The organism is Candidatus Pelagibacter sp. HIMB1746 (assembly GCF_052047555.1).
In the GTDB taxonomy this organism is placed as follows: Bacteria; Pseudomonadota; Alphaproteobacteria; order Pelagibacterales; family Pelagibacteraceae; genus Pelagibacter.
This window is the reverse complement of sequence record NZ_JBNAJZ010000002.1, coordinates 214,847-235,969: the sequence shown is the minus strand read 5'-3', so window position 1 is coordinate 235,969 and position 21,123 is coordinate 214,847. Positions and strand designations below refer to the sequence as shown.

The window sequence follows — 21,123 nt, the reverse complement described above, 5'->3', positions numbered from 1 at the left end:
TTTATCCGTTAAGTAATTTAATTGCGTAATTTAACTGATTATCAGTGTCAGTTCTTATTTTAAAATTATCACCTTCTTCATTCACTTCTATGTCTGGACGTACACCAACCTCAGATATAGATTTTCCAGATGGAAGATAATATTTTGCAACAGTTAAGCGTATTGCGCCTCTATTTTTAAGAGGAATAATAGATTGAACTGAACCTTTACCATAACTGTTTTCGCCTAAAACAATTGCTCTTTTATGGTCTTTTAAAGCTCCTGCAACTATTTCTGATGCTGAAGCTGATCCATAATTTATCAGTACCAATAATGTTTTTCCATCAGTTATGTCTCCTTTTTTTGCAAACCATTTTCTATTATCAGATTTTTTTCTACTTTTTGTGGAGACAATTTCACCATCTTCTAAAAAGAAATCAGATATTCTTATTGCTTGGTTTAGTAATCCACCTGGATTATTTCTTAAATCCAAAATAAATGAATTAAGATTTTTATTTTTTTTTAATTTCTTTATTTGCTTTTCTATTTGATCACCACTGTTTTCATTAAATGAAGTTAATCTAATATAGCCAATATTTTCTTCTAATAGCTCTGACTTAACTGATTGAATTTCAATTATTTCCCTAGTGATATTAAATGTTAATGCTTTTTTTTCTCCCCTTCGTCTAACTGTTAATTCTATACTTGAACCTACTGGGCCTCGCATTAAATCAACAGCTTCACTTAGAGATTTTCCTTGAACTTGGGTATCATTAATTTTCACAATGTAGTCACCAGCTTTTAATCCAGCTTTTGACGCTGGTGTGTCGTCAATAGGTGAAATAACTTTAACAACTCCTGCTTCCATACTTACCTCAATTCCAAGGCCACCAAATTCACCACTAGTTTCAGTTTGCATCTCCTCCAGAATTTCAGGAGACATATAAGAGGAATAAGGGTCTAAAGATTGAAGTAAGCCATTGATAGCAGAATCCATACTCTCAGATTGATTGATCTCATCAATATATTCTCTATTTATTTTTTCTAAAACCTCACCAAATAAATCTATCTTTTTGTAAATGTCTACATCAGATGAGTTTGCTGAACTTAAATAAAAAAAAGATAAAAAAATAATTGAGTAATATTTAATTATTTTCATATCATTACTTTTTCTTTAGGAATAAATTCCGACCAAATTTTTTCTAATTCATAAAATTTTCTTTTTTCTGGATGAAAAATATGAACGATTAGATCTATACCGTCTACTAATTTCCATTCACCACTTTCTTTACCCTCAATTTTAGAGTCTTTAATTCCATTATCTTTAAGCTTTTCTAACACTTGTTCAGATAAAGACTGTATATGTCTAGATGATGTACCGCTTGCTATTATCATATAATCTGCCATTGAACTTTTATCTTTTAGATCAATAGTTACTATGTCTTCAGCTTTGTTAAGATCTAATGTGGTGATTACAATTTCTTTAAGATCTGAAATTTTATCCATTAATTAAATTTAGACTATCAAATTTTTCTTAATTGAGAAGATGAAATGTTGACTTTATTAAACTCTATGAATTTGAGGGTGGTATTACCAAGAGCCCTAAATGTCTTTGATTTTAATGAGTTTTTTTTGTAGCCATGTCTATCGAAAACTAAAATATTACACTTTTGTGAAATAGATTTTGATTTATACCATCTGTGAAAATTTATTAAGTTATCTGCTCCCATTAAAAAATAGATTTCAATATTTTTATTTTTTTTTAAATGATTAATTAAATCGATTGTTTTATTTGAATTAATTTTATTTTCGTAAAATCTCACTTTTATAAATGAATTGTTACCAATAATTTTTTTACAGAATTTTATTCTTTCAGTAACCGAGGTTTTGCTCTGGTTTTTAAAAGGATTTTTTTTTGTGATTGCCCAAATAATGTTTTTAAGCTCAAATCTTTTTTTTGCTTCTTTTGAGATAGCTAGATGACCTTTATGAGCAGGATCAAATGATCCTCCTAAAATTCCTATTTTTGTCTTATTTAATTTCAAATTAATTTCTTATTTTACCGTTACTTGTAATTTGATATTTGTATGAAACAAGTTGATTAAGTCCTACAGGTCCTCTTGGTGGTAGCACATTGGTAGAAATTCCAACTTCTCCTCCGAACCCAAATTCACCTCCATCTGCAAATTGAGTTGAAGTGTTATGCATAGCAATAGAGCTTTTGACTTCTTTTAGAAATTGATTAGCTGTTTTTTTGTTTTTTGTAATTATTGAGTCTGTATGCATTGTTCCATACTTATTAATATGACTTATAGCTTCATTGAGGTTGTTTACTATTTTAACAGAAACTGCTGAGCTTAAATATTCTGTAGACCAATCTTTTTCAGTAGCTTTAAAAATTTTACCTTTATAAAATTTAGCCAAAGTCTTTTCTCCATAAATTTTACAACCATTTTTTTCTAAATTACCCAGGATTGTATTGCTAAATTTTTTAACAATACTTTTATGGAGAATAATGGTTTCAGTCGCCCCACATATACTGGTGTTTCTTAATTTTGCGTTAGTAACAACTCTATTTGCCATCTTTAATTCAGCGTCTTTGTCGACATATGTATGACAAATACCCTCAAGATGACCAATGATAGGAACCTTAGAAAGTTCTTGAACTTTTCTTACAAGATTTTTTCCACCACGTGGAATTATAACATCAATATATTCTTTCATTTTGGAAAGCATCACATCAACCATCTTTCTGTTTTTAGAGTCTATAAATTGTATAAAGTTTTCATCTACTTTATTTTTTTTGAGCGCTTTTCTAAAAAGTTTTGATAAAATTCTATTTGAATTGATTGCCTCAGAACCTCCTCTTAAGATTACTGCATTACCTGATTTGAAACATAAACCCGCAACATCTGATGTAACATTTGGCCTGCTTTCATAAATTACACCAATCACTCCTATTGGAATTGATACTCTACTAATATTTAATCCATTAGGTCTTCTCCACTTTTCTAGAACATGATTAATGGGATCTTTAAATCTAATAATACTAATAATAGAATTTCTGATGTCGTTTATTTTTTTTTCATTTAAATGAAGTCTATTAATTAAATTTTCTTTTAATCCTATTTTTTTTGCATAATTAATATCTTTAGTATTTTCTTTAATTATTAAACCTTTGTTTTCGTCAAGCATTTTAGCATAAGAGGCTAAAACACTATTTTTAACTTTTGTGTCTATTTTATATTGACTTGCTTTTCTTGCTCTTTTACCGATTAAATTCATATAATTATTCATTTATACTTCTACCATATCATCTTTATGAATAACTTCAGATTTTGCAACATACCCAAGTAATTTTTGAATTTCATTCGAATGGTGTCCCATAATTTTTTTTACTTCATCAGAAGAAAAAGAACTTAAACCCCTAGCACATTCATTATTTTTTTTATCTAAAACTTTTATATGATCACCTTTGTTAAATCTTCCTGATACATTTTTAATACCTGCAGCTAGTAAACTTTTTCCAAGCTTTAATGCTTTTTTGGCTCCATCATCAATTACAATATTTCCTTTAGGTGCAATTGAGCTAATTATCCATTTTTTTCTAGCATGAAGTTTAGAGACCTTTGGGCTGAACCATGTACAATTATTTTTTTCAATAATTTTTGAAATAGGATTAGAATATAGTCCGTTTGCAATAATCATACTGCTGCCAGCTAACTGACAAATTTTAGCAGCTTCAATTTTTGTTTGCATTCCTCCACTTCCATATTCATTAATTCCTTTGATATTAATTTCTTTTAAGTCTTTGTTTATATCATTTACTATTTTTATAAGTTTAGCGTCTTTATTAATTTTTGGATTTTTTGTAAAAAGGCCATCTACATCTGAAAGTAAAATTAATGTATCGGCGTTTGTAATTTGAGCTACTCTAGATGCCAATCTATCATTATCTCCATATTTTATTTCAGTTGTTGCAATTGTATCATTCTCATTAACAACTGGGATAAACCCAAGTTCGAATAAATTTTCGAATGTTCTTTTAGCATTTAAGGATCTTCTCCGTTCCTCCGTATCTTCTAGAGTTAACAAAATTTGTGAAATATTTAATTTGAATTTTGAAAAGGTCTGAGAGAATAAATTCATTAGTTCAATTTGGCCAATAGAGGCAATTGCTTGACTTTTATCTAACTTAATATTTTTTTTGTTAAAATTCATTTTTTTACATCCAAGAGCGATAGCACCTGAACTAACAATGACTATTTTTTGATTTTTATCTTTTAGTTTTTTGATGTCCCTAGCAAAGCTTGAAAGCCATTTTTTTCTAATTTTTTTATTTTCATCAACTAATAAAGATGAACCAATTTTAATAACAATAATTTTCGAGTTTTTAAGATACATAAGCTAATAATTTTGCCTTAATTTTTGAAACCGACTCTTTATTTAAAGTTGTCATTGTCATTATCTCACAATTTTTATCCTTAGAGAAATCATCAATTACATCTTTAGCTGTGTCTTCATCAATTAAATCTATTTTGTTAAATACAATTAATTCTCTCTTTTCAAGCATTTTAGAACTGTAATTTTTAAGTTCATTTTTAACCTGATCATAAGATTCCTTAAGATCAAGATTAGTAATATCAATTAAATGTAATAAAGATTTGCATCTTTCTATATGTTTTAAAAACTGTATCCCAAGTCCAACACCTTCATGGGCACCTTCTACTAATCCTGGTATATCTGCTATTGTGATTTCTTTATCATCATAGCTAGCAACACCCAAGTTAGGATTAATTGTTGTAAATTTATAATTAGCAATTTTAGGATTTGCGTTTGTAAGTGCTGCTAACAAACTTGATTTTCCTGCGTTAGGTAATCCGATAATTCCGATATCAGCTATTGTTTTAAGTTGTAACCAAATTGTAAACTCTTCTCCCAAAGTTCCTTTCGTAAATTTTCTTGGAGCTCTGTTAGTAGAGCTTTTAAATCTAGTATTTCCCAAACCACCTTTGCCACCATTAGCTGCAATGTACTCTTCTCCTTTTTTGTTAAAATCAAATAATAGAGTTTTGTTATCTTCTTCAAATACTTGGGTTCCAAGAGGAACTTTTAAAACCAAATCCTCACCACTTTTACCTGTTCGATTTTGACCAGAACCATTCTCTCCACGTTGAGCTTTATGATGTTGTTGATATCTGTAATCAATTAAAGTGTTTAAGTTTTCTTCTGATTTTAAAATGATAGAGCCACCCCTGCCTCCATCGCCTCCATCAGGTCCTCCAAACTCAACATACTTTTCTCTTCTAAAACTTGGCGAACCGTCACCGCCATTTCCAGCCTTAATATAAATTTTAACTTGATCGAGAAATTTCATAATACAACATTTTCTTGGTTGTACTATTAATTGGGTTTTACTGAAACGTAAGTTCTATCTAATTTAGATTTTTTGAATACAACTTTACCTTTGATAACAGAAAAAATTGAATGATCTTTTCCCATTCCAACATTTTCGCCAGGAAAAATTTTTGTTCCTCTTTGTCTAACAATTATATTTCCAGGTATTACAGTTTCTCCACCGTATTTTTTAACACCAAGTCTTCGACCAGCACTATCTCGTCCGTTTCTCGATGATCCACCTGCTTTTTTTGTTGCCATAATTTACCTAATAACTATTTGCTTGCAGCTTCCTTAACTTCATCTTTTTTGGGAGCTGGTTTAATTTTTTCAGCTTCAGATAATACTTTACCATCTTTTGAAAAAATTTTGTTAATTCTTATCAAAGAAAATTGTTGTCTGTGTCCATTTTTTCTTCTTGAATTTTGTCTTCTTCTTTTTTTGAAAATTAGAATTGTTCTATTTTTACTATTTTTAATTAAATCTGCCTCTACCTTAGCACCTTCAATATTAGGAGTTCCAACCTCAATATTTTTATCATCTCCATATGCTAGGATTTCATTAAATTCTATTTTAGTTTCAGGCTTTGAATCTGGGAGTTTTTCGATTTTTAATATTTCACCAGATTTGACTTTATACTGTTTACCACCTGTTTTTATTACTGCGTATGACATAGTATGAATATTAAATTTAAGTAACCGCAATATAGTTACCGGAAGCTTATAGTCAAGCTGAATTAGTTAAAAATTATCCTTTAAATCCCTTAATTTTGAAAAGGTTTTTAGGTCATTTGCTCTTAAAAAAATATTACAATCAATTTCATCCTGTAAGGTTGATGGAATAGTAGGCAAATTATTATTTCTTTGTTTTTTTATAAATTCTATTTTCTTTAACAAAGAAGAGTTTTCAGAATCATGTTCTAAGCAAAATTTTGAATTGTTTAAAGTATATTCATGGCCACAATAGATTTTTGTTTCTTTAGGTAAAGATTTTAATTTATTTAAAGAGTTATACATTTGTTCGTATGTACCTTCAAAAATTCTACCACATCCAAGTGAGAAGAGAGTATCTCCGGTGAATAGTAAGTTTTCTTCAAAAAAATAAAAACAAATATGTCCCGTTGTGTGTCCAGGGATGTGAATAATTTTAGCTTTGAAATTTCCACTATTCCAAATTTCATTGTCTTTTAACAAGATATCAATCTCTGGTATTCTTTTTGCATCTCCATTAAATCCTAAAACAACAGATCCAAATTTTTTTTTTAATTCAGTATTACCTCCAATATGATCATAATGATGATGAGTATTTAAGATGTATTTTAAATTAATATTTTTATCTCTTAAGTAATTGATTATTGGTTTAGCTTCACTTGGATCAACAACACAAGCTTCCAGTTTATCTTCATCTATAATTAAATAACTATAATTATCTTGAAGGCAGGGTATAATTTCAACTTTCATTTATTTTTCTATTAAAAATATTCCAAGGTCAGCAAATAAATTTTTAGTTCCTAAATTATTAGTTGTTATATTTGAAGTGTTGTTGCTATTTAAAGCTAAAGTTTTTATCATTTTAATTTCTTTAAATTTTATAAAATTTACAAAATCTTTGATTGTGCACATATGCAAATTAGGTGTACTGTGCCATTGTTCTGGTAAAGATTTTGTTATTGGCATTGTCCCCTTAAATAGTAGATGCAATCTAACTTGCCAATTACCAAAATTTGGTATCGTTACAATTGCTTTTTTTCCAACTCTTAAAAGTTCATCTAAAACAAGTTCAGGGCTCAAAAATGCTTGGAGTGTTTGACTCAATACTACATAGTCAAACGATTTATCAGGAAATTGTTTTAAGTCTTTCTCTGCATTACCTTCTATTACAGTTAATCCTTTTGCAATACATTCTTGTACTTTTTCCTTAGAAATTTCTAGTCCTCTTACATTTATATTTTTATTTTCTTTTAAAAATTGCATCAAGGTTCCATCTGCACAACCTACATCTAGAACTTTTTTATTATCTTCAATTAAATCTGATATTACTTTAAATTCATTTTTCATTGTTTAACTCTGTATAAGATTTGTCTAAGAAATTCTTTAGTGCGTTTAAAAAATCAGGAACATCTAATAAAAAAGAGTCGTGACCTTTATCAGATACAATTTCTACAAAACCAACATCTGCTCCAATAGAATTTAAAGCTATAACAATATCTTTATTTTCTTGGGTTGGATAAAGCCAATCAGAAGTAAAAGAAATAACAAAAAATTTAGCTTTTGTATTTTTAAATGCATCAGACAAATTTCCATTAAATTGTTTAACTAAATCAAAATAATCCATAGCCCTAGTTATGTAGAGGTAGCTGTTTGCATCAAATCTATCTACAAATACAGATCCTTGGTATCTCAAATAACTCTCAATTTGAAAATCCGCATCAAAACCAAACTTCAAATCTTCTCTTTCTTGCAATTTTCTTCCAAACTTTTCCTGCAAACCTTTTTTAGAGAGATAAGTTATATGAGCTGCCATTCTTGCAACAGCAAGCCCTTTACCTGGGTTTGTGTTATTAGCTTCATAATTTCCATCCTTCCAATTGCTGTCAGCAGTGATTGCCTGTCTTCCTAGTTCATTGAAAGCAATATTCTGTGCCGAATGACTTGAAGTTGTAGCAATGGGTATAACCGTTTTAGCTTTATCAGGAAAGTTGGTGATAAATTGAAGAACTTGCATACCTCCCATAGAACCTCCGGTAATTGCAAATAGTTTATCAATTCCAAAGTGTTCAAGTAAATTATATTGTGCATTCACCATGTCATTAATTGTAATAACTGGAAAATCAGTTCCAAAAGTTTTCTGTGTTTCAGGATCTTTATGGCTTGGTCCATAAGATCCCATACACCCTCCAATTACATTTGAACAAATAACAAAATATTTATTGGTATCTATTGCTTTGTCTGGGCCTACAGCAAAACTCCACCAACCATCTTTTTTAGTAACAGGATTTAAACCAGTTACAAATTGATCCCCAGTTAGTGCATGAAATACTAATATAGCATTGTCTTTATTCTCATTTAAAGATCCATAAGTTTCGAATGCAATTGGAAAATTGTTTATAGTTTTACCGCAATCTAATTTAAGAGGTTTTTTTATAATTAATGTCTTAATATTTTTTTCTGTATTCATTTTAAAGCCTTTAGATGAATTGTGAGAAAAAAAACTATTTTAGCGGTTTTTTTTAAGCGCTCGCAATTCAGTTAAATCAGCGCATAAATTTTGTACAAGAACTTGTAATTTATGTCAATTTTTTAAAATAAGATCATATTCTCTATAAATATTTGTTTTTTTATCTATAAAGAGCTCATAAAAATAAAAAAAATGAGCACGCCTAAATTTAAAAAATTTAACATAGAAGCTTATAAGCCTGGCAAATCTAAAATTAACAAAATTAAAAAAGTCATTAAATTGTCAGCTAATGAGTCTGCTTTAGGGATGAGCCCGTTAGCAAAAAAAGCAATATCTCAAAAAAATTTAGTATTAGATAAATATCCAGATGGAAAGTCTAACAATCTTAAAATGGCAATATCTAAAGCGTATAAATGCAATTTTGATAAAATAATATGTGGAGCAGGTTCTGACGAGGTAATTCAAATGTTATGTCAATTATATCTACATCCAAAGGATGAAGTGATTGTTCCTCAATATAGTTTTTTAATGTACAGGATTTATGCAAAAATTGTCGGTGCAAAAGTTGTATTTGCAAAAGAAAATAATTTTAAAGTTTCAATTGAAGAAATATTGAAAAAAGTATCTAAGAAAACCAAAATAGTTTTTATTGCAAATCCAAATAATCCAACAGGAACATATTTAACTAAAAAAGAGACATTAGAACTTAGAAGAAAATTGAATAGAAATATTTTATTAGTAATTGACGATGCGTACTCAGAATATATGAAAAATGATGATTACAGCTCTGGTTTAGAATTATTTAAAAATAAAGATAATGTATTTATATTGAGAACATTTTCTAAAATGTTTGGTTTGGCCTCATTAAGAATTGGCTGGGGATATGGATCAAAACAAATAATTAGAGCGTTAAATGTTATTAAACCACCTTTTAATGTAAATGGTTTGGCTCAAGTAGCGGCTGCAGAGTCTTTGAAGGATAAGCAATTTATTCAGAAGTCTATTAGACATAATTTAAATTATGCGAATAGATTAAAAAAATTTCTCGAAAAATTTAATATTTTTTCAAACGCTGTATCAGCAAATTTTTTACTATTAAATTTTGATGACTGTAAATATTCAGCAAATTTTCTTTACCAAAAATTAAAAAATAAAGGAATTATATTAAGATCTACTGAAGATGGTTATCATATTAAAAACAAATTGAGATTAACTATTGGCTCATCTAGAGAAAATTTAATATTCATGAATGCAGTGAGAAAGATTTTTAATTAAATGAAAAATATTTTAATCATAGGGTGTGGTTTACTTGGATCTTCAGTTTTAAGATCTATACACAAAAATAAACTTGCAGATAAGATATATATTTATGAAAAGTCAAAAAAGAATATATCAAGAATTAAAAATCTTAAATTACCCGGAAAAGTAGTTAGTTCATTAAAAGAAGCTGTAACAAAATCTAATTTTATTATTTTTTGTACACCTATGAGTGAATACAAAAATATAATTATGAAAATAAATAATTATATTTCACCCAACACATTAATTACTGATGTTGGTTCTTCAAAAATTGAATCATCAAAAATAATAAAAAAATTTTTAAAAAAAGGAATTGCATGGACTTCCAGTCATCCAATTGCTGGTTCTGAAGTAAGTGGACCACAGCACGGAAAGAGCAACATGTTCGAGGGCAGATGGTGTATTTTAATTAAAGAAAAAAATACAATTAAAAAAAATTTAAATTTTTTGAAAAATTTTTGGGAGAAGATTGGATCAAAAGTAACAATCATGTCACCAGAAAAACATGATAAAATTTTTTCAATAACTAGTCATTTGCCTCACTTAATTGCATATAATTTAGTTAAGTCAGCTCAAGATTTTGAGAAAAAACAAAGCTATGATTTAATTAAATATAGTGCAGGAGGACTAAGAGATTTCTCAAGAATAGCAGCTTCTAATGAGATTATGTGGCGAGATATTTTTTTCAACAACAATAAAAATATTTCAAATGCTATTGATTTATTTATTAAAAATTTGAAATCATTTAAATCTGATATTAATTCCAAAAATAATAAATCTATTATTAACAAGCTTATTGAAACTAAAAAAGTCAGATCAAAAATAATCAAACTCAAACAAGATATTAATAAGCCAGATTTTGGAAGAAGTTAAATTTTAATTTTAGCTATTTTTTTAACTTTAAGTTTAGCTGTATTTTCAATTCTTCTAATTGTCTTAATTATAGGCATGATCAATACTTTCTTTTCAGGTCCATATGCATGTATTAATTGCTTGGAATTTAAACACATTGCGACATGCCCTTTCCAAAAAATGATATCTCCCTTTTGATAATTTCTTTTTATGTTTCCTTTTAAATATTTAATTTGATCTTTGGTATCTCGAGGAAAAAACTTATTATTATAATAGTAAAATATTTGTAATAGGGCTGAACAATCTATTCCCCCGTAACTTTTTCCACCCCAGATATATTTTATGTTCAAAAATTGTTTAAAGATTTTAATAAAGTTGTTTTCTTTATAATTTATTTTTTTTATATCTTTTTTTTTAATCCATTTATTTTTATCAATTCTGGCAAAATTTTTGTTAGTTTCTTTAACTGACAACTTTGATCCAAAAGACAGAAAAGTATTAGTTTTTAAATTTGGTTTTTTATAGATATTTGCTTTTAAGCTACTTACTTTATAATTAGCTTTAAATTCTTTTGAATAATTTTTATTTTGAATGTACCCAGTATAATTATCAAAACTAGATTTTATTTTTATCCAATTTTTAGTTTTAGATAAAATTTTAAATTTTTCTCCATACAATATTTGTGAGGTTACTTCTGAAAATTTAGAGGATTTCTTATAAATATTAGAAAAACTACCTGTAAAATAAAATTTATTTTGCACCAATTTTAATTTTATTTTTTATCATCCATAGGCATATTAGTGAAGGAATAACCATAATAGTTGTTAAGACAAAAAATGTTCCCCAATCGCCGTTTAACCAATCTACTAAAGCTCCTGATGATGATGCTAAAGTTGTCCTCCCAGCAGTCCCTATAGACGCAAGTAATGCGTATTGTGTTGCTGTATATGTTCGATCAACCAGTAAAGATATAAATGCTACAAATGCAACAGTTGCAAAAGCTGCAGTAATATCGTCAGCAATAACTGCTATTGCAAATAATAGTTCAGATTTACCAGTCCATGCTAAGACAGCAAATAACAGATTTGTAACCGCCATTAAACCTCCTGCAAAGAACATAGTTTTTATAGTTCCAGCCCTCATGGCCATTACGCCACCAATTAAAGTAAATACGACAGTTGTGATCCAACCCAATCCTTTTGAATAGATTGCTATTTGTCCTTTTGAAAAGCCTATTTCTTTATAAAATACAATCGACATTCTACCCATGAATGCTTCTCCAATTTTAAACAAAAAGACAAACCCTAAAATTCCTGCAGCTATGGCAAAACCATTTTTTTTAAAGAAGCTAATAATGGGCCCACCAATTGTTCCAGTTATATAAGCAACAAAAGTTGTGATAATATTGTTAGATCCTAGTTTACCTTTAATTAAATTATCAGTTTCCTTTTGCTTTGATTGTCTGTCAGTTTCTACTGGCTCATGAACAAACATCAGAGCAATATTCATTAAAATAATTAGAACACCTAATATTAAAAAAGTTGCTTGCCAGTAATCTTGGATACCAATATTTTCAAAAAACTCTGCAGTAAATAAAGCAACTACACCACCTAATTTGTAACCTGTCCACCAACCAACTACAGCCATTGCAGCACCTGCTGCCATTGATTTTCCCTCATTTTCATTAATTTGTTCAATTCTTAATGCATCTACCGTTATATCTTGAGTTGCTGATGCTATAGCGATGATTAATCCAACTGTAATTATCAACGCTAAATTTTCTGTAGGATTTATAATACTCCAAACTAGTAAACTTAATAGAATTACTAATTGCATTAAAACAATCCAACCTCTTCGGTGACCTAATTTTTTAGTTAGGAAAGGAATTTGAATTCTATCTATAATTGGTGCCCAAAGATAATTAAAAGCATAAACCCCAAAAATAAGTCCTGCCCATCCAATAGTAGATCTACTTAATCCTTCTTCTTTTAACCAAAGACTTAAACTACTAGCAATCAAGACCCATGGAAATCCACTGATTGCACCAAGTAATAAAATTCTTAACATCCGAATATCTTTGTAAACTGAAATTGACTCTAACCAGGATGTTTTTTTTATTTCAGACATAATTAATTTTTCCAAAATGATGGTAAAAATAACACTAATATTGCAAATAGCTCAAGTCTACCCAAAATCATACCAACTGTTAAAATCCATTTAGAAAGATCTGGTAATGAAGAAAAATCTCCATTGGGGCCAATTATTTGACCAAGACCAGGTCCAACATTTGAAATAGAAGTAGCGGCACCCGAGATAGCTGTAATAAAATCTAAACCAGTTAATGATAACAATGCAGTAAGAATAAAAAATATTACGATATAAAAATAAATAAATGAAATAATTGAAGCTATAAACTTTTCATCAACTGCACTTTGATCATACTTAATTACAAATACCCCTTTAGGATAAATTATTTTTTTTAATTGGTTTAGAATAAATAGATAAAGAATTTGAATTCTAAATATTTTTACACCACAAGCTGTAGAACCCGCGCATCCACCTATAAACATCAGTGCAAGAAACAGGGTTATAGGAAAACTGCCCCATTTATCAAATTCTGCGTTTACATAACCAGTACCACTCAGGATTGATATAGTATTAAAAAATATTGATCTTAAACTAAAGTTTTCTTGGTTAGAAAATAATAAGTAAATAGATAAAATTATAACAGTGAATATTATAATTTTTAAAAAGGTTTTGATTTGAATATCATTTAAAAAAATTTTTTTGTTTCCACTTATAAATTTAATGTAAGCAATAAAAGGAATACTCCCCAATATAATAAAAAACATTGATGAAATCTCAATTGATAAACTATTAAAGTATCCAATTGACTCGTTGTAGTTAGAAAAGCCTCCAGTAGCAATTGTAGTCATTGAGTGGGTTAAGCTGTCAAATTTACCCATACCAAATATCCAATAAGTGATTGCACAAAGGCCTGTTAATCCTGAGTAAATATAAATTAATCTAAGTGCTATTTCTTTTGACTTAGGGAGTATTTTTTCTGAAGAGTCATTACTTGAAATTTTAAATAATTGCATACCTCCAACATTCATTATAGGCATTAAAGTAATCGCCATTACAATTATTCCAATTCCACCTAGCCATTGTAAAATAGCTCTCCATAAAAGAAGACCCTTTGGTGCGTTCTCTAAATCTGAGATTATTGTAGATCCAGTTGTAGTAATTCCTGACATACTTTCAAAAAAAGAGTCTGTAATTGAAAGTTCAATACTAGAGAATACAAACGGTAAAGATCCAAATACTGCAATACTAATCCAAGATAGGGAAGTTAATAAGAAAGCTTGTTGTAGATTAAGTTTTTTATCGTGATCTAAATTTGATAAAAAAAATAAAGTTCCAAAGATTATGGTTACAATAGATGAGCCAAAGAAAGATGAGTCTATCTCTGAGTAAAAGAATTGTACTATAATTGGGATGAACATTGATACACCCAATATTATTTGCAGAATTCCAAGCGTAAAAAAAACAGTTTTGTAATTAGACATTTTGAAAGAACAATATTTTATGGTAAATAAATTTCAACTCTATAAGAATTAATATAATCACTAGTTTAAGGTTAAAAAGAGCAATTCATGATTAAAAAAGATGTCCTAGAAAAGACAAGTGCCTGGCCTTTTGTTGAAGCTAAAAAAATGCTTCGTGAAAGAAAAGTTTTTATTGAAAAAAAAGGTAAGATTACTCTCCAAACAGGATATGGTCCAAGTGGATTACCTCATATAGGAACTTTCGGAGAAGTTGCACGAACTTCAATGATGGTTAATGCACTTAATCAACTCACAGATTTACCAACAGAAATTATTACATTTTCAGATGACATGGATGGCTTAAGAAAAGTTCCAGATAATGTTCCTAACCAAGAATTGTTGCAACAAAACCTTCACAAACCTTTAACGCAAGTACCTGATCCTTTCCAAAAATTTAATAGTTTTGGAGAACATAATAATGAAATGCTAAAGGATTTTTTAAACAGTTTTAATTTTAAATATAATTTTAAAAGTTCCACATCTTTGTACAAGGCAGGTTTTTTTAATCCTACTTTGAAAATTATTTTAGAAAATTATGAAGGAATAATGAATATTATTTTACCAACACTTGGGAAAGAAAGACAAAAAACATACAGTCCTTTTTTACCAGTATGTCCTGATACTGGTCATGTTTTGGAGATACCTGTAATAGAAATTGATCAGTCTAATTCTAAAATAATATTTGATAATAAAGGTAAAAAATTAGAGAGTAGTATTTTAGATGGTAATTGTAAATTACAGTGGAAAGTAGATTGGGCAATGAGATGGTTTGCTTTAGACATTGATTTTGAAATGTATGGCAAGGATTTGATTGAAAGTGCAATTTTATCTACAAAAATCATTAATTTATTGGGTAAAAAGAATCCATCAGGATTTGCATATGAACTTTTTCTAGATGAAAAGGGTGAGAAAATTTCAAAATCCAAAGGTAATGGAATAACTATTGATCAATGGTTGAAGTATGCTTCACCAGAAAGTTTATCTCTATATATGTATCAAAATCCAAAAAGAGCTAAAAAACTTTATAAAGAAATAGTTCCAAAAGCAGTAGATGAATATTTGGATAATATTGAAAAATCTAAAAAGCAGACTGAGCAGCAATTAGTAATGAATCCAGTGTGGCATGTCCACAATGGGAGTATTCCAAAAGAAGATATGATTATGAGTTTTTCAATGTTATTGAACTTAGTAGAAACAAGTAATGCAGATAGTAAAGATTTGTTATGGAAATTTGTAAAAAAATACAAACCAAATATTCAAGAGACTAATTTTCCTATTTTTGATGGATTGGTAGGTTACGCAATTAAATATTTTAATGATGTAATTAAGTCTCAAAAAAAATACAAAACACCTTCTGAAGATGAAAAAAAAGCTCTTGTGGCTTTAATTTCAACTTTAGAAAAATGTAATGATCAGATGCCACCAGAGGAAATTCAAACTTTGATTTATTCTACTGGAAAAGAAAATGGTTATTCCGAAAATTTAAGAGATTGGTTTAAACTTATTTATGAGGTGGTTTTTGGTGATGAAAATGGACCAAGAATGGGATTTTTTATAAGTTTTTTTGGTGTTAATGAAACAAAAGACCTTATAATGAGTAAACTCAAATAATGTATTCAAATTTAAGATCTTTAATTTTCAAATTAGATCCAGAAAAAGCACATACTCTAGCAATTCAATCTTTAAAATTTAATTTAGTATCAAATGTATTTGATGAAAATAAAAATGATCCGATTTTTAAAACACAAATATTTGGCAAAGATTTAAGTAATCCAATAGGGATAGCGGCTGGTTTTGACAAAAATGCAGAAGTTTACAATCCTTTGTTTAAATTGGGATTTGGTTTTGTTGAAGTTGGAACTGTTACTCCTTTAAAACAATATGGCAATGAAAAGCCAAGAGTATTTAGATTAGTTGAAGATCAAGCGTTAATTAATAGATTGGGATTTAACAATCAAGGATCTGAAACTATTTTAAATAGAATAAAATCAAATAAAAAAATTGGAATACTTGGAGTAAATGTTGGACCAAATAAAGACTCTGATAATCGATTGAATGATTATTTAATTGGATTAGAAAAATTTTATGAAGTTGCTGATTATATTACAATAAATATTTCTTCTCCTAATACTGAAAATTTAAGAAATTTTCATGATGGAAATAAATTAAAAGAATTATTAAAATCAATTAAAGATAAGAAAAATGAATTGAAAACTGACATTCCAATCGTAGTTAAAATTTCTCCAGACATTGATTTAAACCAAATTGAGTTAATATCAGAAATCCTTTTAGAAAATGAAATATCTGCAATAATTATTTCAAATACATCAGAAAGTACCAGGGATGATTTAAAAAATATTCAACGTCATCAAAAAGGAGGCTTATCAGGAAAGCCGATTGAACAAAAATCAAATTTACTCATTAATCAATTCTTTAAATTGTTAAATGGTAGAATTAAAATAATTGGGGTAGGTGGTATAGACTCTGGGAAGTCTGCACATGATAAATTTTTGTCAGGGGCAGACTATATTCAGCTATATACCGGTATGGTATTTCAGGGACCCAACATTGCTGCAAACATTAAAAAAGAGCTAAAAGAATTACTTCTTAGAGATGGAGTGAAAAATATTTCAGAAATCGTTGGAAATAAAACTCTTTCTTAATTTTAATAAACTTGACGCCCTTAATATCTCCCCTTATATAAGCACTGAAATTATGTCAAAAAAATGCGAACTAACTGGTAAAATTCCTATGAAAGGTCATAACGTTAGTCATGCTAACAATAAGACTAAAAGAAGATTTTTACCTAATTTAAAAAAAGTAAAATTTACAAGTGAGCTTGCTGGAAGAAGTTTGAAACTAACTGTTAGTAATTCAGGAGTAAGATCAGTTGATAAAAAAGGTAGTTTTGACGAGTTCTTAAAAACTGTAAAAAATAAAAATATTTCACCAAGATTAAAAAAACTTAAAAAAGTTATTTTATTAAAATCGCCATATAAAAAAAAGCCAGTAGCTAAATCTGCTTAATGAATAAATTTTTTATCAGCCTATCTTTAATGATGGGTGTGGTTGTTTTATCCTCAAACTATCTTGTTCAATTTCCAATAAATTATTATGGATTAAATGAAATTCTTACTTATGGAGCTTTTAGTTATCCTGTGGCTTTTTTGATAACTGATTTAGCAAATAGATCTTATGGAAAAATAATTGCGAGAAAAATAGTTTATTTTGGTTTTTTTATAGGAATTATTTTTACTCTATTTTTCTCAACAAACTTCGAAGATTTAATTTCTATAAGAATTGCAGTTGGATCTGGAATTGCTTTCCTTACAGCCCAATTGCTAGATATTCAAATATTTGATCGTTTAAGAAAAAAACAGTGGTTTGTTGCACCTCTAACTTCATCATTAATAGGTTCAACTATTGATACTTTTTTATTTTTCTCAATATCATTTTATGGAACAGGAGTTCCTTGGGTAACTTTGTCCTTAGGTGATTTAGGTGTTAAGTTATTGGTAGCACTAATAATGTTAATACCATTTAGAATGTTATTAAAAATATTTAAGCCAATTAAAGTCTAATACAAAAATTTATAAGACAAAATTTTATAAGCTAATTTAGCAACAAGAAAATTATAGGAGTTAAATCCTTTAATTGGAGAAAGTTCATTAATGTCAGCTCCAACTATATTTGAATTTTTTGCTGCAATTCTAATTATCTCTAATGTCTCGTCCCACAACAATCCACCTGGTTCAGGTGTTCCGGTAGCAGGCATAATACTTGAATCTAATCCATCTACATCAAACGTTAAGTAAACAGTCTTATTTTTTATTAATTTTTTAAATTTATTTAAATTCCATTTTTTTTTATCTTTTGCCCAGAAGATATCTATTCTATTTGAATTTTTTTTCAAAAATGGAATCTCACTTTCTGATATATTTCTAATTCCAAAAGAAATTAAAGACACATTTTTATAATCTAAACACCTTCTTATTGCTGATGCGTGTGAAAATTTTTCACCATTATAACTTTCACGTAAATCTGCGTGTGCATCAAAATGTAAAAGACAAATATTTTTATATTTCTTTGTAAAAGGAACAATGCATCCTGGTGTAATTGAATGTTCACCACCAAAAGTCATTGGAAATAGTTTTTTATCTAAAATTTCCCCATTGATTTTAGAAATTTTATTTAATGCTACTTTGATATTTTTATCAATTTTAAATGGTTTTAATGTCTTGATACCTATTTTTTTGTAAGGTTCACAATTTAGTTCCTCATCATAAAGTTCAACTTGGTGAGAAGCTTTGATAATTTCTTTTGGTCCATTTTTTGTTCCACCACCATAACTAACTGTTTTTTCAAGTCCAAATGGAACGACTACTACTTTTTCTTTGAAGTTGAATGTATTATCAATTCCTAAGAAACCATGTTTGTTTGATAAATATTTCAATTTTATATAAATAATTTTGAGAAGTTTTTTCGTTCTCTATTTTTCCACTCACCTTTGTGGTAAGCATCGCTAGCTATTAATGGCAATACACTTGTTGCTTCAGCAAATACCATTTGTTCTTTAGTGATATCCACTTTACCCCAAGAACTTGCTTCTTTTAAAGTAGAACTACTACATGCACCATCTCTACTATCAGCAACTGTAATTTGTACAGCATACTTATGCATATCTACATTTTTACCAAGAAGCTCAGCACAAATAACAGTATCTTGAATAAAATTTTTAGGAACTCCTCCACCAATCATAAATAAACCAGAACCTTTTGATTTGATTTTAATTTCAGTTAGTTCTCTAAATTCTCTAACTGAGTCTATAGTCATATGTTTTTTTGGATTTTTTTCTTGATGCATTACAAGACCAAAACCTGCGCTTGAATCTGTGAAAGCTGGACAAAAAATTGGAACATTATTATCGTAAGATGTTTCAATTAAAGAGTCTTTCTTTTTTGAATTTTTTTTTAAATATTTTCCCATTTCTAAAATAAACTCTCTCGAAGTATAACTTCTTGGTTCTAAAGTATCTGCTATTTCGCAAATAATTTTATCACACATTTGAAGCTCTTCTTCGTCGATATATGTGTCGTAAATTCTATCAATATAGTTGTCTCTTAATTCAGTATCATCTTGAAATTGAGATCCTTGATAATGTTTAAATCCAAGAGCTTCAAAAAAATCCATATCTACAATTGATGCCCCTGTTGCTACAATTGCATCAACCATATTATATTTAACAAGATCTTTATAAATATTCATACATCCTGCTGCAGATGTTGATCCTGCTAAAGTAAGAAAAATTGTACATTCCTTATCTTTAAGCATTTCGTTGTAAATGTTCGCTGCATTTGCAGTTTCTCTAGATACAAATGACATTTTCTCCATTGAAGAAATAATTGTTCTAGAGTCAAATGAAGTAATATCTATATGTTCGACAGGATTTTTTAAAAAATCTCTTTTACTGTTATGTCCTGGATTTTTTTGGTCTGACATTAAGCAACCATATGAGCGCTGTTAACGTCTTTTTCATACATTGACATTATCGGTTTATCTTCAACTTCATAAATTTCATCTGAATAGTAACCATTAAATTGTGTTCTAAAAGTTAATCCATATGCTCCAAGTTGACCAAGTTCTATGTAATCATTTTCCTTAATATTATTTGGTAATACAAAAGGTCCTTTCATATAATCCATGCTATCGCAAGTAGGACCAAAGAAATCAAAAGCAGTCATTTTTTTTGAAATTATTTTATTTGAATTTTCTTTAATCATTTTAGATGGATAAACTATGTTAGGTGTCCCTGCATCAAATAAGGTTCCATATGTTCCATCGTTTATATAAAGTTTTTGTTTTTTTCTTAAATTAACTTTAACAATTGTTGAACCACTTTCTGCAACCAATGCTCTTCCTGGTTCACAAATTATCTCCGGCAACTTCTCTAATTTTAAATTAGATAAACTTTTTTTAATTTCATTGAAGTATTCATCTAATGATTGAGGAATTAAATCTGGATAAATTGTTGGAAATCCACCACCAACATTTATTGTATCAGGTATTATTTTTGTTTTTTTAATTATATTCCCAATCTCATTTATACCTTTGGCGTATGAAATTGGGTGCATACACTGTGATCCAACATGGAAACTTAATCCAATTTTTTTTGCATATTGTTTTACTAATCTTAGCAATCCCACAGCTTCAGATGTTAGTGCTCCAAATTTTTTAGATAAATCAATTTCAGCATGCTCATTTGAAACAGCAACTCTTACAAATAATTCTAAATCTTTTGCATTATTTGTGCTTTCAATAATTTTAATTAACTCTTCTTTTGTATCTAATGAGAAAGTTTTTACACCATAATTAAAATAGGCCTCTTTTATACTTTCTCTACTTTTTACTGTATGCATGTAAGAACATTTTGCATTTTGAGTTATTTTTCTTATGGCCTTAATTTCCTCTATCGAGGCAACATCAAATTGGTTTACACCATTATTTAAAATAGTTTGAATAACTTCAGGATGTGGGTTTGTTTTGACTGCATATAATATTTTTCCAGGGAATTTATCTAAGAAAAATTTAACCGAAGACTCTATGGATTTCTTCCTAATACAATAAACAGGCTTTTCAGGTTTCAGCTGATTTATAAGCTCTTCAACTGACTTAAATTTTTGCATTTCATATGCCTCCAAAAAAAAATTTAATAAAAAAAAGTTTTTAATAAAACTTTAATAATTTGAGGCATATAAAGTAAAAATGGGCGTTGTAAAGCAAATAATTCAAGGCTGATTTGCACAAATTACAT

23 protein-coding genes are annotated in these 21,123 nt (G+C 28.5%); 6 read left to right on the top strand and 17 right to left on the bottom strand.

The window, feature by feature from the left end:
• Position 1: 1 nt before the first annotated feature.
• The 11 genes from ACTTBM_RS03935 to metX form a co-directional block, all read right to left on the bottom strand.
• Complete coding sequence (locus tag ACTTBM_RS03935) at positions 2 to 1,138, bottom strand: S41 family peptidase (RefSeq protein ID WP_440634808.1); 1,137 nt, start codon at positions 1,136 to 1,138, stop codon at positions 2 to 4.
• A complete protein-coding gene (gene rsfS, locus ACTTBM_RS03930) occupies positions 1,135 to 1,485 on the bottom strand; it encodes a ribosome silencing factor (protein WP_075506496.1) in 351 nt (116 codons plus the stop codon). Before rsfS ends, ACTTBM_RS03935 begins: the two co-directional genes overlap by 4 nt.
• A gap of 17 nt (positions 1,486 to 1,502) precedes the next feature.
• On the bottom strand, positions 1,503 to 2,030 hold the full coding sequence (gene nadD, locus ACTTBM_RS03925) for a nicotinate (nicotinamide) nucleotide adenylyltransferase (RefSeq protein ID WP_440634815.1): 528 nt from the start codon (positions 2,028 to 2,030) through the stop codon (positions 1,503 to 1,505).
• The gene (locus tag ACTTBM_RS03920; protein ID WP_440634807.1) at positions 2,026 to 3,276 is read right to left on the bottom strand and encodes a glutamate-5-semialdehyde dehydrogenase; all 1,251 of its coding nucleotides are present in this window, start codon (positions 3,274 to 3,276) and stop codon (positions 2,026 to 2,028) included. The genes nadD and ACTTBM_RS03920 overlap by 5 nt, the downstream gene beginning before the upstream one ends.
• The gene (proB, locus tag ACTTBM_RS03915) at positions 3,277 to 4,383 is read right to left on the bottom strand and encodes a glutamate 5-kinase (RefSeq protein ID WP_440634806.1); all 1,107 of its coding nucleotides are present in this window, start codon (positions 4,381 to 4,383) and stop codon (positions 3,277 to 3,279) included.
• Entirely contained in the window at positions 4,373 to 5,356 is a 984-nt protein-coding gene (gene cgtA / locus ACTTBM_RS03910) for an Obg family GTPase CgtA (protein ID WP_440634805.1), read from the bottom strand. The genes proB and cgtA overlap by 11 nt, the downstream gene beginning before the upstream one ends.
• Positions 5,357 to 5,382: 26 nt before the next feature.
• Positions 5,383 to 5,637, bottom strand: a complete 255-nt coding sequence (rpmA, locus tag ACTTBM_RS03905; RefSeq protein ID WP_075506491.1) for a 50S ribosomal protein L27 — start codon at positions 5,635 to 5,637, stop codon at positions 5,383 to 5,385.
• A gap of 14 nt (positions 5,638 to 5,651) precedes the next feature.
• On the bottom strand, positions 5,652 to 6,050 hold the full coding sequence (gene rplU / locus ACTTBM_RS03900; protein WP_440634804.1) for a 50S ribosomal protein L21: 399 nt from the start codon (positions 6,048 to 6,050) through the stop codon (positions 5,652 to 5,654).
• Positions 6,051 to 6,116: 66 nt separating this feature from the next.
• The gene (gene gloB, locus ACTTBM_RS03895; RefSeq protein WP_440634803.1) at positions 6,117 to 6,836 is read right to left on the bottom strand and encodes a hydroxyacylglutathione hydrolase; all 720 of its coding nucleotides are present in this window, start codon (positions 6,834 to 6,836) and stop codon (positions 6,117 to 6,119) included.
• A complete protein-coding gene (metW, locus tag ACTTBM_RS03890; RefSeq protein ID WP_440619042.1) occupies positions 6,837 to 7,433 on the bottom strand; it encodes a methionine biosynthesis protein MetW in 597 nt (198 codons plus the stop codon).
• On the bottom strand, positions 7,423 to 8,553 hold the full coding sequence (gene metX / locus ACTTBM_RS03885) for a homoserine O-acetyltransferase MetX (protein ID WP_440634802.1): 1,131 nt from the start codon (positions 8,551 to 8,553) through the stop codon (positions 7,423 to 7,425). Before metX ends, metW begins: the two co-directional genes overlap by 11 nt.
• Before the next feature lie 192 nt (positions 8,554 to 8,745).
• On the opposite strand from metX, the gene hisC reads away from it, so the two are divergent.
• Positions 8,746 to 9,828 carry a histidinol-phosphate transaminase gene (gene hisC, locus ACTTBM_RS03880; RefSeq protein WP_440634801.1) on the top strand — a complete coding sequence of 361 codons (1,083 nt, stop codon included), beginning with the start codon at positions 8,746 to 8,748 and terminating at the stop codon, positions 9,826 to 9,828.
• Positions 9,829 to 10,725 carry a prephenate dehydrogenase gene (locus ACTTBM_RS03875; protein ID WP_440634800.1) on the top strand — a complete coding sequence of 299 codons (897 nt, stop codon included), beginning with the start codon at positions 9,829 to 9,831 and terminating at the stop codon, positions 10,723 to 10,725.
• Here ACTTBM_RS03875 and ACTTBM_RS03870 read toward each other — a convergent pair.
• Genes ACTTBM_RS03870 through ACTTBM_RS03860 form a run of 3 tightly spaced genes read right to left on the bottom strand, consistent with a single transcriptional unit; the run spans position 10,722 to position 14,273 of the window.
• Positions 10,722 to 11,465: a C40 family peptidase gene (locus ACTTBM_RS03870; RefSeq protein WP_440634799.1), complete on the bottom strand. Its 744-nt coding sequence runs from the start codon at positions 11,463 to 11,465 to the stop codon at positions 10,722 to 10,724. The genes ACTTBM_RS03875 and ACTTBM_RS03870 overlap by 4 nt on opposite strands.
• Positions 11,455 to 12,831 (bottom strand): AmpG family muropeptide MFS transporter, encoded by a 1,377-nt coding sequence (locus ACTTBM_RS03865; protein WP_440634798.1) that lies wholly within the window; start codon positions 12,829 to 12,831, stop codon positions 11,455 to 11,457. Before ACTTBM_RS03865 ends, ACTTBM_RS03870 begins: the two co-directional genes overlap by 11 nt.
• Before the next feature lie 2 nt (positions 12,832 to 12,833).
• Positions 12,834 to 14,273 carry a TrkH family potassium uptake protein gene (locus ACTTBM_RS03860; protein ID WP_440634797.1) on the bottom strand — a complete coding sequence of 480 codons (1,440 nt, stop codon included), beginning with the start codon at positions 14,271 to 14,273 and terminating at the stop codon, positions 12,834 to 12,836.
• Positions 14,274 to 14,360: 87 nt separating this feature from the next.
• Between ACTTBM_RS03860 and ACTTBM_RS03855 the strand changes: the two genes are divergently transcribed.
• The 4 genes from ACTTBM_RS03855 to ACTTBM_RS03840 are packed head-to-tail and all read left to right on the top strand — an operon-like array spanning position 14,361 to position 17,893.
• Positions 14,361 to 15,923, top strand: coding sequence for a lysine--tRNA ligase (locus ACTTBM_RS03855; protein WP_440634796.1), 1,563 nt, complete (start codon positions 14,361 to 14,363; stop codon positions 15,921 to 15,923).
• Positions 15,923 to 16,975, top strand: a complete 1,053-nt coding sequence (locus tag ACTTBM_RS03850; RefSeq protein WP_440634795.1) for a quinone-dependent dihydroorotate dehydrogenase — start codon at positions 15,923 to 15,925, stop codon at positions 16,973 to 16,975. Before ACTTBM_RS03855 ends, ACTTBM_RS03850 begins: the two co-directional genes overlap by 1 nt.
• A gap of 52 nt (positions 16,976 to 17,027) precedes the next feature.
• On the top strand, positions 17,028 to 17,339 hold the full coding sequence (rpmB, locus tag ACTTBM_RS03845) for a 50S ribosomal protein L28 (protein ID WP_075506505.1): 312 nt from the start codon (positions 17,028 to 17,030) through the stop codon (positions 17,337 to 17,339).
• Positions 17,339 to 17,893 carry a queuosine precursor transporter gene (locus tag ACTTBM_RS03840; protein ID WP_262589863.1) on the top strand — a complete coding sequence of 185 codons (555 nt, stop codon included), beginning with the start codon at positions 17,339 to 17,341 and terminating at the stop codon, positions 17,891 to 17,893. Before rpmB ends, ACTTBM_RS03840 begins: the two co-directional genes overlap by 1 nt.
• Here the strand turns inward: ACTTBM_RS03840 and speB are convergent.
• From speB to ACTTBM_RS03825, 3 genes are read right to left on the bottom strand one after another with little or no spacing between them, the layout of a single operon-like run.
• Entirely contained in the window at positions 17,890 to 18,765 is an 876-nt protein-coding gene (speB, locus tag ACTTBM_RS03835; RefSeq protein ID WP_440634794.1) for an agmatinase, read from the bottom strand. The two genes, ACTTBM_RS03840 and speB, sit on opposite strands and share 4 nt — an antisense overlap.
• 2 nt (positions 18,766 to 18,767) lie before the next feature.
• Complete coding sequence (locus tag ACTTBM_RS03830) at positions 18,768 to 19,811, bottom strand: 1,9-bis(guanidino)-5-aza-nonane synthase (protein WP_440634793.1); 1,044 nt, start codon at positions 19,809 to 19,811, stop codon at positions 18,768 to 18,770.
• Positions 19,811 to 20,995, bottom strand: coding sequence for a type III PLP-dependent enzyme (locus ACTTBM_RS03825; protein ID WP_440634792.1), 1,185 nt, complete (start codon positions 20,993 to 20,995; stop codon positions 19,811 to 19,813). Before ACTTBM_RS03825 ends, ACTTBM_RS03830 begins: the two co-directional genes overlap by 1 nt.
• Positions 20,996 to 21,123: the final 128 nt, after the last annotated feature.

Bases quoted from the DNA above. Each gene is read 5' to 3' on its own strand.
- hisC (WP_440634801.1), top strand. From the start codon at position 8,746: ATGAGCACGCCTAAATTTAAAAAATTTAACATAGAAGCTTATAAGCCT.
- rplU (WP_440634804.1), bottom strand. From the start codon at position 6,050: ATGTCATACGCAGTAATAAAAACAGGTGGTAAACAGTATAAAGTCAAA.
- metW (WP_440619042.1), bottom strand. From the start codon at position 7,433: ATGAAAAATGAATTTAAAGTAATATCAGATTTAATTGAAGATAATAAA.
- rsfS (WP_075506496.1), bottom strand. From the start codon at position 1,485: ATGGATAAAATTTCAGATCTTAAAGAAATTGTAATCACCACATTAGAT.
- ACTTBM_RS03855 (WP_440634796.1), top strand. From the start codon at position 14,361: ATGATTAAAAAAGATGTCCTAGAAAAGACAAGTGCCTGGCCTTTTGTT.
- ACTTBM_RS03825 (WP_440634792.1), bottom strand. From the start codon at position 20,995: ATGCAAAAATTTAAGTCAGTTGAAGAGCTTATAAATCAGCTGAAACCT.
- metX (WP_440634802.1), bottom strand. From the start codon at position 8,553: ATGAATACAGAAAAAAATATTAAGACATTAATTATAAAAAAACCTCTT.
- ACTTBM_RS03920 (WP_440634807.1), bottom strand. From the start codon at position 3,276: ATGAATAATTATATGAATTTAATCGGTAAAAGAGCAAGAAAAGCAAGT.
- rpmA (WP_075506491.1), bottom strand. From the start codon at position 5,637: ATGGCAACAAAAAAAGCAGGTGGATCATCGAGAAACGGACGAGATAGT.
- proB (WP_440634806.1), bottom strand. From the start codon at position 4,383: ATGTATCTTAAAAACTCGAAAATTATTGTTATTAAAATTGGTTCATCT.
- cgtA (WP_440634805.1), bottom strand. From the start codon at position 5,356: ATGAAATTTCTCGATCAAGTTAAAATTTATATTAAGGCTGGAAATGGC.
- gloB (WP_440634803.1), bottom strand. From the start codon at position 6,836: ATGAAAGTTGAAATTATACCCTGCCTTCAAGATAATTATAGTTATTTA.
- ACTTBM_RS03865 (WP_440634798.1), bottom strand. From the start codon at position 12,831: ATGTCTGAAATAAAAAAAACATCCTGGTTAGAGTCAATTTCAGTTTAC.
- ACTTBM_RS03830 (WP_440634793.1), bottom strand. From the start codon at position 19,811: ATGTCAGACCAAAAAAATCCAGGACATAACAGTAAAAGAGATTTTTTA.
- ACTTBM_RS03935 (WP_440634808.1), bottom strand. From the start codon at position 1,138: ATGAAAATAATTAAATATTACTCAATTATTTTTTTATCTTTTTTTTAT.
- ACTTBM_RS03875 (WP_440634800.1), top strand. From the start codon at position 9,829: ATGAAAAATATTTTAATCATAGGGTGTGGTTTACTTGGATCTTCAGTT.
- ACTTBM_RS03860 (WP_440634797.1), bottom strand. From the start codon at position 14,273: ATGTCTAATTACAAAACTGTTTTTTTTACGCTTGGAATTCTGCAAATA.
- ACTTBM_RS03840 (WP_262589863.1), top strand. From the start codon at position 17,339: ATGAATAAATTTTTTATCAGCCTATCTTTAATGATGGGTGTGGTTGTT.
- ACTTBM_RS03850 (WP_440634795.1), top strand. From the start codon at position 15,923: ATGTATTCAAATTTAAGATCTTTAATTTTCAAATTAGATCCAGAAAAA.
- rpmB (WP_075506505.1), top strand. From the start codon at position 17,028: ATGTCAAAAAAATGCGAACTAACTGGTAAAATTCCTATGAAAGGTCAT.